Raw genomic sequence first — 13,478 nt, forward strand, 5'->3', positions numbered from 1 at the left:
ATCAGATGGCCTTGTTTGTACAGCATGGGCACGGAAAATCCGATAAGATCGACGCTGCTCTCGAATCAACGAGTGTTGAAGGCGTCATCTTCGGCGCTCGTAACGAGAAAATCGAGAATATAGAAAGCTGCGTGAAAAGCGTTCGAGAACGAGGTGGAAAGGTGCTCTTCGATCCACAATTCCATGTTTCGACCTTAGTTCCAGCAAACGACCGATTCCTCCCAGACTATCCATATTACAAAGTAGGGCGAACCGCAGCAGATTTTGTTGGCATCAAGAAACTTGCTGGGTATGTAAAGAGCACTCTAGATTTCCAACTGAATCTCGCACCCGACCGTCTTCTTTCGCCGACGGTTATTTTCGACTCGTTCGAAAGTAATTGGTGTCAAACTGCTCTCAATCTTGCAGATGCATCCTTGGATTACCATGCAGGCTTGGCTGGCGCTCCTCCGCTCCTTCTTAGTTTTGTCATTGGCGAACAAGCCTTGAGCTCTCGAACTGAACTTGACGCCTTTCTCGACCAGGTTACGTCTTGGGATTCCCTTGCTGGCACTTATGTCATCCTTTCTCGTGAAGAGAGTTCTTACTCCCAGCGTTTCGACCCAGCACATCTGGCCAAGGCGCTGTACTTAACGTACGTACTGGGAAACATCAACGGATTCGAGGTAATCAACGGTTTTTCGGATTTCTGCGGATTGCTACACCGTTGCGTAGGGGGCACAGCTTTCGCGACAGGTTGGAGCCAAGGACTGCGCCAATTTCACCGAAGATCATTTAAGAAGCAGAAAGCTGGTGGCCAACCCGCCAGATACAGATATACGTCGGCTCCCCTTCTCAGTTCTATCCTATTAAGCGAATTGCAGCAGATATACGAAAACGGAAAGCTTGACGCGGTGCTTTCAGGAGTGCCTCTAGATGCTCTCATTACAGAGGCTACTAGTCCTGAGGAATCCGATTGGAATGGAAGGTGGTCCGAACTGCATCATTGGGAATCACTTCATCGTCTCGAAAATGTCGTGGGACACGACGTCTCCGAGAGCATAAATGCTATGGAAGAGAAGATCGTTGCTGCCCGAGAACTTTATGTCGGACTCGCGGAGGAGGGTGTAGTTTTTGGACAGCGGACTCAACCGGAGGAACACCTCGACCAGTGGTCGGAGGCGATTAGTTCCTTCCGCGAGATGGCTTCACTCTGATTGACCGGGCTGGCTGAACATTCCCAGCGCCATGATTGTTCGATAGCCGGCATGTGGTGAACGCTTCTTAGGGCGAACAAGTACTCTGGACTGGCCGGATTTCTCATGGGCAACAAGTCCGACGTTCGCCTTGCGGAACTGTTCTTCGTGTTGATAGGCAACATAGGCACCCTTTACTGGCATGACGACGAATACACGATGAGAAAAACTTCTGTATCGCGTTGCTTGGTATAAGGCTCGTTGCCAATTCTTGAGCTTCAGTTCGAATGAACATATTTCAACAGAGGGAAACGTGTTGCGAGGCATAGCGCGAAAACGGCCATCTTGCGTAGTAGTCACAAAATTTGCTTCGACAAGTGCTCGCAGCCATTTTCTTAGTACGGGAGCAGTAACCCCTATGCGGGGTAAGAGATCCTGCTCCAATTGCGCAGAACGTTGACGAAGAATCGCTAAAAGACGACTTGCAGTAGAATTTTGGAGCAGTCTCGCATGGTTTTGAAACTTTGTGGGGGGCCAACCTTCTTCGAATTTTCCCCATACTATATCGGCTCTGCCCTCAGAACATGTGCTTTCTTGAGCGCAAACCCAAGTTCCAACACTGTGGCGAGTCCACAGTGTTGGGGTCATATTCTCTTGAAAACTTTCGCTTAGTTCCGATTCCCAGCGAAAATGTTGGCTACTCATCATTGTGTCCTATTATGCTTCATTTGCCCGAATTTGGCACGATTGCAAACATCTATATCGTCAACGTAGCTAATAGCTTGAGCAGAAGATAGGAGTAAGGGGGAAGATGTTAGGTGGTGGATGGGTGGGTGGAGTGCTTGGGTTTAGATGGGGGCCTGAAACAGACCACGGTGTGTGCGGCATCGGGGGAGTTCCCACCCTTCGCAACGGCACGAAGGATGGGGGCACACGGGCGGTGTGGTGGGTTGGGGGAGAGCCCGGGGCTGAAGCCCCTTTCTTGGGTGGTTCTTTTTCGTAGGGCTAAAGCCCTACGCTTAATCCGAACTGCAACTGCAAAGACAACGGCAAATGCAACCGCAGGTCCTTCGACTTCGTTGCTCGCAAAGTGCGCGAGCAACTTCGCTCAGGATGACAGTTTTTTTGTAGCTACGATCGTTACGTTTTCTGTGACTATGATCGTCTCGGCAAGGGCGACTGCAAAGCAACGGCGAAATACAGGGGTCCTTCACTACGTTCAGGATGACGGCGTAAAACAGGCAAAGGCAAAGGGTAGATTTATCCCATCTCTTGGTCGATGTGCCGCTACGAGCAAACCGCAGGTCCTTCGACTTCGTTGCTCGCAAGTGCGCGAGCAACTTCGCTCAGGATGACAGTCTTTTGTAGCTACGATCGTTACGTTTGCTGTGATTATGATCGTCTTGGCAACGGCAACGCAACGGTGAAATACAGGGGTCCTTCACTGCGTTCAGGATGACGGCGTAAAACAGGCAACGGCAACAGCAAGGACAAGGACAACAGCAACGGCAAATCGATCTATCTTGGTCGATGTGCCGCTACGAGCAAACCGCAGGTCCTTCGACTTCGTTGCTCGCAAAGTGCGCGAGCAACTTCGCTCAGGATGACAATTTTTTATGTAGGTGCAATCGTTAAGTGATTTTATGTAGCTACGATCGTTTATAGGAATTTTTATTTGGCTACGGCTGTTATAGCAATTTTATGTAACTATAATCATTACATTTACTGTCACTGTGATCGTCGTAGCTTCGAGAGGACTGTGATCGTCGTAGCTTCGAGAGAAGTAATTGTCAGGCGGGCATGGAGGGGGCGGGTTCGTCTTCTGTGGGGAGTAGCAGGGAGAAGATGGTTCCGTGGTGGATGGGGTGGGTGGAGCTGCGGAGGGTGAGGCGGCCTTTGTGGCGGGCTATGATTCCGTCGGAGATCCAGAGGCCGAGGCCGGTTCCGTTTAGGTCTTTGGTGGTGAAGAAGGGCTCGAAGATGCGGCTGCGGACTTCGGGGGACATGCCGTGTCCGGTGTCGGCGATGGTGATGCGTACGCCGCGGACTCCTTTGGGGCGGTCTTCGGTGTGGAGGGTGGCGTCGTGGGCGCGGACGATGAGGCGTCCTCCCTGGCGCATGGCGTCGATGGCGTTGGCGATGAGGTTGTTGAGGACCTGGCGGATGTCGTTTTCGAAGCAGAGGATCGATGTGAGGCTGGTGTAGCTGGCCTGGACGTGGATGTTGGAGTTGCTGAGGCGTCCCTGGTAGAGGTCGAGGACGGGGCCGACGAGGGTTTGGGGGGTGACGTGGGTGGCGCGGACGGCCTGGCGGTGGAAGCGGAGGGTTTGGGTGGCGATCTGGCAGACGCGGGCGAGCTCGGACTGGGCGGTGTGGACGAGGGGCCGGAGGGCGTTGGGCAGGATAGGGTCGCCGTCGATGAGGTAGAGGATGTTGGTGATGGCTTCGAGGGGGTTGTTGATCTCGTGGGAGATGGAGCTGGCGAGGCGTCCGACGGCGGCGAGCTTCTCGGACTGGATGAGGGCGGCCTCGGCCTTCTTCTGGTTGGTGATCTCGAGTGACGCGGCGCTGATGGCCTGGATGGTGCCGTCGGTGTCGTATACGGGGTAGTAGTTGACGGTCCAGAAGCGGGTTCTGTCGGGTGGGTCGGTGGCGACGCGGCCTTCGAGGAGCTGGTTGACGATGGGGCGGCCCTGGGCGACTTGCTCGAACATCTCGTGGAGGCCGGGGATGGGGGCCATCTCGGTGAGGGTTTTGCCGACGACCTGGGAGGGGGACATGCCGAAGAAGGCGGCCTGGCGGTCGTTGAGGCGAAGGTAGCGGAACTCGACGGGGTCGAAGAGGGCGAGGCCGATGGGTGCGGTGGCGTAGACGGTCTCGAGCTCGGCGCGCTGGCGCTCGGTTTCGAGCTGCTTGACCTGGAGCTGGTCGGCGTAGGTCTTGCGGTCGTGGATGTCGTTGGCGACGCCGAGCCAGTGGAGGATTTTGCCGGAGTCGTCGCGGACGGGGAGGGCGCGGAGCCACCACCAGCGGACGGCCTGGTCGCTGGCGCGGATCATGCGGGCTTCGATCTCGTACTCGCTGCCGGTGGCGATGGCGTTGGTCCAGGCTTTGGCGACGCGGGGGCGCTCGCCGCGGTGGTAGGGGTCGAGCCAGCCGTCGCCGGAGAGCTGCTCCAAGGTGAGGCCGACGTAGTCGAGGAAGCGCTGGTTGGCGTAGGTGATGGCTCCCTGTGGGGAGCCCATCCAGATGGCCTGGGGGTTGAGATCGGCGAGGACGCGGTAGCGCTCTTCGGAGGCGGCGAGGGCGTCTTCGTTGCGCTTGCGGTCGGTGATGTCGATGGTCATGCCGCGGAGGGCGACGACTTTGCCGTCGTGCTGATCGAACTTGGCACGGGTCTCGAGCCAGCGGAGGGAGCCGTCGGCAGCGCGGGTGGGGAAGTCGAGGACGACCATGTCGTTGCCGTACATGGCGTCGCGGAGGCTGGCGCTGACGACTTCGAGGTGGTCGGGGGGGATGACGCGCTCGAAGTCCTTGCGGGTGGCGACGGAGTCGAGCGGATGTCCGTGGACGGGGTACGAGCCGTCGCTGTAGGTGATGTTGCCGGAGGCGAGATCGAGCTCCCAGGTGGCGACGAGGGCGGCTTCCTGGATGACGGAGAGGAGGTCGCGCTGCTGCTTGAGGATGTGGTCGGAATGGCGGCGGGCGGTGATGTCGCGGAAGAAGACGACCATGCCGTCGTCGGAGGGACGGCAGGCGACGTGGAGCCACATGTTGAGGGGTTCGGCGTAGAAGGCCTCGAACTCGGTGGGGATGCGCTGCTCCATGGTGAGGAGGTAGTTGTAGAAGAACTCGGTGTCGCGGGAGGCGGGGAACTCTTCCCAGACGTTCTTGCCGATGAGGTCGCCTTTTTTGACGAGGAGCTCTTCGGCGCGGCGGTTGAGGAAGGTGTAGGTCCAGTCGTGGCTGATGCTGGCGACGGCGTCGGTGGTGGCCTCGAAGACTTGCTGGAGCTGTCGGGTGGTGGCGTCGCGGCGGGCTTCGGCTTTCTTGCGGGCGGTGATGTCGCTGGAGAAGATGATGATGCCGTCTTCGAAGGGGCGGACGAAGACCTTGAACCATGCGTTGAGGGGAGCGGGGTAGTGGGCCTCGAACTCGGTGGGGATGCCGCGTTCCATGGTGGTGCGGTAGTTGGAGATGTAGGGCTCGGTCTGGTTGAGGGGGAAGGCGGCCCAGAGGTTGGTGCCGATGAGGTTGTCGGTTTTAAGGATGACGTGGGCGGCGCGGTTGGCGAAGGTGCAGTTCCAGTTGCGATCGATGCAGACGATGGAGTCGGGGGTGCTCTCGAAGACCTGGCGGAGCTTGCGAACGGCGTCGTCGCGTCCGGCTTCGGCGAGTTTGCGGTCGGTGATGTCTCGGTAGTAGAGGGTGATGCCGTCTTCGACGGGGAAGACGTGGATGTCGAGCCAGAGCTGGAAGGGCTCGTAGAAGTGCTCGATGTGGCTGGAGGTGCGCTTCGACATGGACTGGCGATAGCAGGTCTCTAGGTCTGAGCCGACGGCTTCGGGGAAGAGCTCCCAGTAGGTCCTGGCGTTGAGGTCGGCGGGGGTGATGCGGCTGATGCGGCGGGCTTCGGCGTTGACGAAGGTGATCTTCCAGGAACGATCGATGGCGAGGATGGCGTCGGGGATGTGGTCTAGGAGCTGCAGGAATTTGTGGTCTTGTGAGCCTTCGGCAGGCGATGACGCAGAGGTGCCCTGTTGTTTAGGGGCGGGGGCGAACAGCAGCTCTGGCGGAATCATCCCTTACAGTTTCGCAGAAAATTGTGCAAATCTGCACATTGTTCCTACAAGCTTTATGTAGGTCGGGGGGCACACATAAGGGCTGGATTTATTCCTTTTTTTCTAGTTGCGCGAGGCGTTCTTCCAGGGATTGGAGGGTGGTTTGGAGGTGGGTGAGTTCTGACTCGAGCTGGGTGACGCGGTCGGAGAGTGAAGAGGAGGCGATGGGATCGGAGCGAAGCTGGGAGGAGGGTTCGGATGCGGGGATGTCGCCGAGCAGGTGGGCGTATCGGGCTGTGCTGGAGCCGGGCTGGCGGGGGAGGAGGGTGACGAGTGGGCCGGTGGCGGATGGTTCGGAGTCGGATGGGGCGGGGCGTGTAGCGAGCCGCTCGAGGGTGGAGATGACGGCGGGGAGGTCGTCGAAGGCGAACATGCGGTCGGAGCGGCTGCGGAGCTCGCCGGGGGTCTGGGGGCCGCGGAGGAGGAGAAGGCAGATGAGGGCGGTCTCGTCGCGGCGGAGGTTGAGGACCGTGCGGATGCGGTGCTCGTACTTGGTGACGCGGGCGTCGCGGTAGGGTGCGGTGAGGCCTAGCTCTTCCAGGGTGTGGAGGGCCTGGCGGACTTCTTCCTCGTCCAAATCGAGGACGGGATCGCGGCTGGAGCGCTGATTACAGGCGTTGACCAGGGCGTTGAGGGAGAGCGGGTAGTTTTCCGGGGTGGTGATCTCCTTTTCGATGAGGGAGCCGAGTACCCGGAGCTGGATCTGCGAAAGATGCATATATATAAGGTGTCACAGGTTAGGGTACACAAGTGGGATACGATTTGACACTAAAGTTATATCTTCGGTTAGGCGATAGAGACTTAGGTTCTGTAAACTTGGGTTAGCGAATGGCATACGGCGAATCTCATTTGAGGCTTCGCATTCGCGCACGAGACAAAACCAGACATTAGGAGCGTGGATGCGGGTATTGCAGAGAACAGGTGTTGCTGTCGCGGTGTCAGTGGGGATGATTCTGCTGGGGTTGAGTGGGACGGCGTCGGCGAGTAGAGTGCCGACGGGTTTGCACAACGGGATGACCAAGAGCGCATCTCGCCTGGGTACAAGACGGGCCAGGATCGCTGCAGCGGCTTCCGCGGCGGCCGCTTCGGCGGGAACCCAGATGGCGTCGTTGACGCAGGATTTCCGGTTGAAGCTGAAGAATTTGCATACGGGCGAGAGTCTGGATGTGGTGTACCGGGTGGGGAATACGTATCTTCCAGAGGCTGTGGAGAAGTTGAATTACTTTCTGCGCGACCACAATACCCAGGATGTGACGACCTACGACCCGAAGGAGTTCGACGTGCTGCATAACGTGCTGGCACGGTTGCGGCGGCCGAACGGAGTGATCGACATTGTGTGTGGATACCGGACGCCGGAGACGAATGCTGCTTTGCGGCAGAACTCGCCGAAGACGGGCGTGGCCGAGCATAGCCAGCATATGGAAGGACATGCGATCGATATCCGGGTGCCGGGCGTGTCTACGGCTCAGCTGAGGAATGCGGCGCTGAGTCTGCATGCGGGCGGGGTCGGGTACTATCCGGTGTCGCAGTTTGTGCATGTGGATGTGGGTCCGGTGCGGACGTGGGCGTTTGGACAGGCGCCGCGGCGGGCGGGACGGCGGAGCAGGGGCAGCCGTGTCAGCGCGGGCATGTAGTTTGCCTGAACCGGCCGACGTAAGCGTCTGATGTCCAGAACTGATGTCCAGCGACCGATATTTAAACTGATGTCTTTAAAAACGGACATGTGGGAACGGTATGAGCAGAGAGTATTTCAAGAGCAATCCAGCATTTCCATTTGCCGACGCCATTCTGGTGGATGGGAAGACGTTGTATCTTTCAGGGCGAATCGGTCTCGTGCCGGGTACGCTTACGGTTCCGGAGAGCGTAGAGGACGAGGCCCATCTGCTGATGAAGGATGTGCAGGCGGTGTTGGGGCTGGCGGGGATGCGGATGGAGCAGTTGGTGTCGGTCCAGATCTTTGCGAGCGATGTGTCGCTATGGGAACGGTTCAACGTGGTGTATCGCGGCTACTTCAGCGGAGAGCTTCCGGCGCGTGCGTTTCTGGGCTCGGGGACGCTGCTGTTTGGAGCGCGGTTTGAGCTGCAGGCGATTGCTGTCAAAGATTAATTTGGATGCGGTGATGTAAGGCCGATCCGTGCCGTGGACTTTGTCAATGGACAGGCCATGCTCTTAAGTGCGAATGCTTTCGCCTCTTCTGCTATCTGCTGAACTCCGACGTTCACCGTGTGAAGGCTTACATGTCTGGCTTGGAGTTTGGCACGAAAGAGTTCAGAAAAGCCTGCACTTCCCGAGGGCTTCGAAGTATCGTGACTCTTCCGGGGAAGGCTTGCAACTGTGCTCTGAGTTCGGGGAGTTTTTTGTGGAAATTCCAGATGTAGCTGAGGAAGCTCCATTCGAGCCGTTCCGGGCAGCCCTTCGCCATGTCAGAGCGTACGCGTCCCCAACTGAGGAGAATTCTTTGCAGGGCCCTACGGAGACAGAGGCTTCGCGGAAGATCGAGCAGGATGGCGGTGTCGGCCGCGGCTAAACGCATCGCTACTGTGCCTCCGTAGTTGCCGTCGATGATCCAGGAAGGATTTGCCAGGACCTCTGCGATCTGTTGTTGCCATTGATGTCTTTCAGGCTCGACCCAGCCGGGACTCCAGTAGAGCTGGTCCAGGTGGATGAGGGGCAATGCCATCCGTGTAGAGAGTGTTCGCGCCAGAGTGGACTTTCCAGAGCCTGGGCAACCTAGAATTAAGACGCGTTGCATTTGATCCCCTTCGCTAATCATCTCCTCTATTCGTGTTTCGTTATTATCGTCTCTCTTCGCTGAGAAAGGCCGCCATTTGCTGGCGGCCTTTGTCGGTTGGGTGCCGCGTTGTGGTTAGAAGTTGATGCGGGCTTCGGCTTGTAGTTTGCGCGGCGCGTTGGCCTGGCTGGATACGGTGCCGAAGGTTGCGGAGTCGATGTTGGTCTGGACGCCGCCGAAGTTGACGGTGTTGTAGACGTTGAAGGCGGAGACGGCCGTCTGGAGCTGGAGGCTCTCCCAGATCTTGAAGGCGCGGCGGAGGGTGACGTCCTGGTTCCAGGTGTAGGGCGAGCGCAGGCCGTAGGGAGCGGTGCGGGGAGCATTTCCGAAGGTGTAGTTGGGGACCTTCTGGAAGGCTGCCGGGTTGATGTAGGAGACGGTGTGCCCGGGGATCATGTTGCCCTGGCCGGAGCTGAGTCCTCCGTTGATGGCGATGGGGCCGGAGAAGCCAGGGGTCAGGTTGGGAACGCAGAGGGTGCCGGTCCCGAAGGAAGAGGTGTTGCAGGAGGTGGAGGTGATGGCTAGAGGAGCTCCGGAGGAGAGGATGAAGACGCTGGAGAGCTCGAAGCCACCAGCAAAGGCAGAGGCGAGGCCGGTGGAGGCGAAGCGGTGACCTTTGCCGAAGGGAAGCTTCCAGTTGGCGGAGCTGGTGATGAGGTGTTTGCGGTCGATGGATCCGAGGCCGTACTCCTGGAAGGGATTGTAGGAGGTGCGGGCGACGGTGACGACGTTATCCATCTCCTTGGAGAAGGTGTAGGCGAGGTTGAGGGTGAGGCCGTTGGAGGCGCGCTGGGTGACGACGACCTGGAGGGCGTTGAAGTTGGAGTTGCCGACGTCGGGCCAGATGTCGGTGATGGAGGTGTACTGCGGGAAGGGCAGAAGGGTGCGGAAGAGCTTGCCGTTGGTGGTGTCGAAGTTGGCGTAGGGAAGCTTGAAGGGAGTACCGAGGCCGAGGGCCGCGGCGTGGGCGTTGCCGAGGGTGATGTTGGCCGGAGTCGCCGAGAGGTTGAGATCGGTTCCGAGGGCGAGGTAGCGGGGGTCGATCTGGTTGGCGGATGGGTTGCGTCCGAGGGTGGTGGGGAGGTTGTGTCCCTGGCTACCGGTGTATCCGACGGCGAGGGTGAGGCTGTTGGTGATGGAGTGCTGGATGCTGAGGCTGTAGTTGGTGAACTCGGGGACTTTGCCGCCGACCTCGGGGTCGCCGTAGGTGATGGCTCCAGCGGTGGGGCCGCCGGTGTAGAAGGCGGTGTTGAGGGTGGGGTCGAAGAAGGGAGCCTTCTGGTAGGCGGGGACTCCTCCCTGAGAGATGTTGGCGTAAGCCGCAGGCAAGGCGTTGCCACCGTTCCAGAAGAAAGCGGGTGCGCCGTTGCCGGTGGAGGCGAAGGTGGGCAGGGCGTTGTAGCCGAGCTGGTTGGTTCCGCTGCGGCCTCCGGCGCGTCCGCCTGCTGCTCCGCCGTGAGCGTACATGATGGCGAAGCCGGAGCGGATCACGGTCTTGGGAGTGACGGAGTAGGCGAGGCCGATGCGAGGACCGAAGTATCCGTAGTGGGTCTTGATGGGGGTGGCGCAGTGGCAGCTATCGACGCCGTTGCCTGTGAATTGGAGTGCGCCAGGGTAGTTGTTGATGGCGGGGTTGGGGAGTGTGGGGTTGAGGAAGGAGGTGCGGTCGTGGGCCTCGTGGAAGACGCCGAAGATGTCGTAGCGGAGGCCGAGATTGAGGGTGAGGTTGGGGAAGATGCGGAAGTCGTCCTGGACGTAGGCGGCGAAGTCTTTGTAGCGGGCTCCGGTGGTCTTGATGGAGTTATCCTGCAGGGCGCTGGAGTCTACGGCTCCGAGGAGGTAGCTGGCGTAGGCGTTGCCGGTGGTGGTCTGGAGGGTTCCGGCGGCGTTGTAGCCGGCGGTTTCATTGACGTTGAAGGTGAAGGTGGCGATGCTGCCGTCGTCGGGGTTGGTGTAGTTGTCGTGCAGCCAGGAGAATTGTCCTCCCATGGTTACGGAGTGTTTGCCCTTGGTCCACTGGACGTTGTCCTGGACGACGTAGGTGTTGACGACCTCGTCGAAGGCCTGGGAGTTGGTTCCGGCCCAGGATTGAGGCGCGTTGGTTCCGGAGAAGGTGACGGTGGGAAAGGCGTTGGAGGCCTGTCCAGCGGGGAGTCCCTGCAGGCCAGCCTTGATGGGGTATTGGCCAGCAGCGGTGGAGCTGGTGATGGGGACTTCGAGGCGGGCGTAGGCGTAGCCGAACTGGTTGAGCAGGTTCGAGGTGAAGCTGTAGACGTGATGGAATTGAGCGTTGGTGGGCTGCTCGGTGACGACGCGGGTGGCGGCGTAGGGCAGTGGGATGGCACTGGTGTTTGCGGAGATGCCGGCGAAGGGCTGGGTGACGTATTTGCCGCGAGAGAAGACGGCGTAGGCACGCTGCTTCTCGCTAAAGTTATAGTCGACGCGCTCGGTGGTGGTGGCGACGTGGAGACCGATGGGGACGATGGTGGTGTAGTTGTTTCCGATGCCAGCGGAGGTCGGAACGAAGGGCAGGTAGGACTGCAGGGACTTCGCGACCGGCGAGATGCGGCTGGCAGGGATAATGTTGCCGGGGAAGGGAGTGCGGGTGCAGACGTTGGCGGCGTTGCAGGTGGTGGTAAGAGGATCGTAGATGGGAGTGGGAAGGGCGCTGAAGTCGCCGCCGGTGAATCCGCCGACTCCGACTGCGCTGCCGCTGGTGGGGACGAACTGGTTGGTGGGCAGTGAGGTGGAGCGGTAGGTGTACTCGTCGATGTTGGCGAAGAAGAAGAGCTTGTCCTTGATGATGAAGCCGCCGAGGTGGCCGCCGTACTGGTTCTGCTTTTCTACGGGACGTCCCTGGGCGACGGTGGGGAAGTAGCCGCGGGCGTCGAGGACGGTGTTGCGGAAGTACTCGTAGGCAGAGCCGTGGAAGCGGTTGGAGCCGGACTTGATGGTGTAGTTCTCGACGCCCTGGCCCTGGTACATGGCGGGGGAGTTGTTGGTCTCGACCTGGAACTGGTCGACGGCTTCGACGGAGATGCCGTAGGCGAGGTTGCGGGTCTCGCCCTGGGTTCCGGGGCTGGTCATGGGGATGCCTTCGAGGTAGGTCTCGTTCATGTAGGCCTGTCCGCCGTTGAAGGAGGCGAAGGAGCTGCCGGCGGCTTGGGAGCTGAGGGCCTGGACGCCGGGGACCAGTTGGACGAAGGAGGTGGGATCGCGGGGGCCGGCGTTCATGGCCAGGGGCAGCGAGGTGTAGACGTCGTTGCGCATGACGAGGCCGAGGGTGGCGTTGGCGGTCTCAAGTAGCGGAGGGGCTTCGGAGACGGTGACGGTGTCGGTGGTCTGGCCGATGGTCAGCTTGAGATTGACGGTGGCAACGTTGAGGGCGTCGACGTTGACGTGCTCCTGCGAGAGCGTCTGGAAGCCGGGGGCGGTGACGGTGAGGATGTACTGGCCGGGAGGCAGGGCGGCGATGGAGTAGAAGCCGGAGTCAGAGGTTTGCTGGGTGCTCGCGGCGTTGGTGGCGGTGTTGGTCGCGGTGACGGTGGCTCCGGGGACGACCGCACCGGTGGGATCGGAGATGGTTCCCTGCATAGAGCCGGTTCCGCCGATCTGTGCGAGAGCTGAGGTGCTGAGGACGAAAAGCGTGACGACGAGGGAGAGGTGACGAAGGCCGCAGGCAGCGAGGATGGAGCGGCCGCAAGTGGTGAGAGGTGCCGTAAAACTCATGGTGAGGCTCCTGTGCTGCCCAGACGGCGCATTGTTTTCGGGACAGACACTATGTGTGTATTGGTACGGCGAGGATTATGGAGACGTGGAACCAGGGCTGTCAATGGGAAATTGTTTCTCAGGTGAATCCACGCGGCTCTCTCTGCTTCCCTTTTGGCGGCAGATCGTTGGGTTAGCGGCAAACTTGTTAATTCGAGGTAGCGAATATTATTTATGACTAGAATGGTCATAACGGAGGTGATGTATGGCTAACTGGGGATTAGCGCAGGCGAAGGCGAATTTCAGCGAGGTGGTCGCGAAGGCCATGACTGAGGGGCCGCAAGAGATTACGAAGAGTGGGAAGGATGCGGTGGTCGTCGTATCCAAGAAAGAGTGGGATGAGCGAGCCAGGCCCAAACGAAGTGCAGCCGATTTCTGGTTGAACTCGCCTCTGCGAGGATCGGCGATCAAGCCTAAGGGACTTCGCGGGGGTCTCAGGAAGGTTGATCTTTGAGATACCTCCTGGATACGAGTGTGATCTCGCAGGCGATCAAGGAGAGACCGGACGGTCCCGCGATCCGATGGCTGCATACGGTGGGAACGGAGGAGACCTATCTCAGCGCGATCACTCTCGCGGAGTTGCGCCGCGGCGTTGAGTTACTTCCGGCGGGCAGCCGCCGAAGGAATCTGGAGAACTGGCTTCAAGGAGAGGTCGCCGAGGAGTACCGGGGGCGCATCCTTCCGGTGGATGAGGCGGTCGCCGATGCGGCGGGGCGGATCTCCGTGGAGGCTGAGCGAGGCGGGCACAACGGTATCGATCTGCCGGATATTTTGATTGCAGCTACGGCCCGTGTGCATGGTCTGGAGGTCGCGACTTTGAACCGGAAAGACTTTACGCGTTTGGGTGTGAGGTTGGTAGAGTTTTAAATTTCGTTGGTGCAAAGAGAAAGGCCGCCAGGGTTG

At 59.4% G+C, this 13,478-nt stretch carries 10 protein-coding genes; 5 read left to right on the plus strand and 5 right to left on the minus strand.

Annotation, left to right across the window (positions count from 1 at the left end; translation table 11 throughout):
* Positions 1-5 precede the first annotated feature (5 nt).
* The gene (locus HB393_RS22960; RefSeq protein WP_213807551.1) at positions 6-1,196 is read left to right on the plus strand and encodes a hypothetical protein; all 1,191 of its coding nucleotides are present in this window, start codon (positions 6-8) and stop codon (positions 1,194-1,196) included.
* Here the strand turns inward: HB393_RS22960 and HB393_RS22965 are convergent.
* From HB393_RS22965 to HB393_RS22975, 3 genes are all read right to left on the minus strand, one after another.
* On the minus strand, positions 1,188-1,535 hold the full coding sequence (locus tag HB393_RS22965; protein WP_213807552.1) for a hypothetical protein: 348 nt from the start codon (positions 1,533-1,535) through the stop codon (positions 1,188-1,190). The two genes, HB393_RS22960 and HB393_RS22965, sit on opposite strands and share 9 nt — an antisense overlap.
* A gap of 1,430 nt (positions 1,536-2,965) precedes the next feature.
* Positions 2,966-5,977, minus strand: coding sequence for a PAS domain-containing protein (locus HB393_RS22970; RefSeq protein ID WP_213807553.1), 3,012 nt, complete (start codon positions 5,975-5,977; stop codon positions 2,966-2,968).
* An 88-nt stretch (positions 5,978-6,065) separates the two neighbouring features.
* Complete coding sequence (locus HB393_RS22975; protein WP_213807554.1) at positions 6,066-6,734, minus strand: DUF480 domain-containing protein; 669 nt, start codon at positions 6,732-6,734, stop codon at positions 6,066-6,068.
* A gap of 181 nt (positions 6,735-6,915) precedes the next feature.
* On the opposite strand from HB393_RS22975, the gene HB393_RS22980 reads away from it, so the two are divergent.
* Both HB393_RS22980 and HB393_RS22985 read left to right on the plus strand, forming a co-directional pair.
* On the plus strand, positions 6,916-7,650 hold the full coding sequence (locus tag HB393_RS22980; RefSeq protein WP_255551538.1) for a DUF882 domain-containing protein: 735 nt from the start codon (positions 6,916-6,918) through the stop codon (positions 7,648-7,650).
* 100 nt (positions 7,651-7,750) lie between these two features.
* A complete protein-coding gene (locus HB393_RS22985) occupies positions 7,751-8,122 on the plus strand; it encodes a RidA family protein (protein WP_213807555.1) in 372 nt (123 codons plus the stop codon).
* A gap of 127 nt (positions 8,123-8,249) precedes the next feature.
* Here HB393_RS22985 and HB393_RS22990 read toward each other — a convergent pair whose 3' ends face one another.
* Both HB393_RS22990 and HB393_RS22995 read right to left on the minus strand, forming a co-directional pair.
* Positions 8,250-8,768 carry an adenylate kinase gene (locus HB393_RS22990; RefSeq protein ID WP_213807556.1) on the minus strand — a complete coding sequence of 173 codons (519 nt, stop codon included), beginning with the start codon at positions 8,766-8,768 and terminating at the stop codon, positions 8,250-8,252.
* Between the two features lie 114 nt (positions 8,769-8,882).
* The gene (locus HB393_RS22995) at positions 8,883-12,536 is read right to left on the minus strand and encodes a TonB-dependent receptor (protein WP_213807557.1); all 3,654 of its coding nucleotides are present in this window, start codon (positions 12,534-12,536) and stop codon (positions 8,883-8,885) included.
* A 244-nt stretch (positions 12,537-12,780) separates the two neighbouring features.
* Between HB393_RS22995 and HB393_RS23000 the strand changes: the two genes are divergently transcribed.
* Both HB393_RS23000 and HB393_RS23005 read left to right on the plus strand, forming a co-directional pair.
* Positions 12,781-13,029, plus strand: a complete 249-nt coding sequence (locus HB393_RS23000) for a type II toxin-antitoxin system Phd/YefM family antitoxin (protein ID WP_213807558.1) — start codon at positions 12,781-12,783, stop codon at positions 13,027-13,029.
* The gene (locus HB393_RS23005) at positions 13,026-13,442 is read left to right on the plus strand and encodes a type II toxin-antitoxin system VapC family toxin (protein WP_213807559.1); all 417 of its coding nucleotides are present in this window, start codon (positions 13,026-13,028) and stop codon (positions 13,440-13,442) included. The genes HB393_RS23000 and HB393_RS23005 overlap by 4 nt, the downstream gene beginning before the upstream one ends.
* The last annotated feature ends 36 nt before the right edge of the window (positions 13,443-13,478 follow it).

Source organism: Granulicella sp. dw_53, assembly GCF_018449545.1.
GTDB lineage: Bacteria > Acidobacteriota > Terriglobia > Terriglobales > Acidobacteriaceae > Edaphobacter.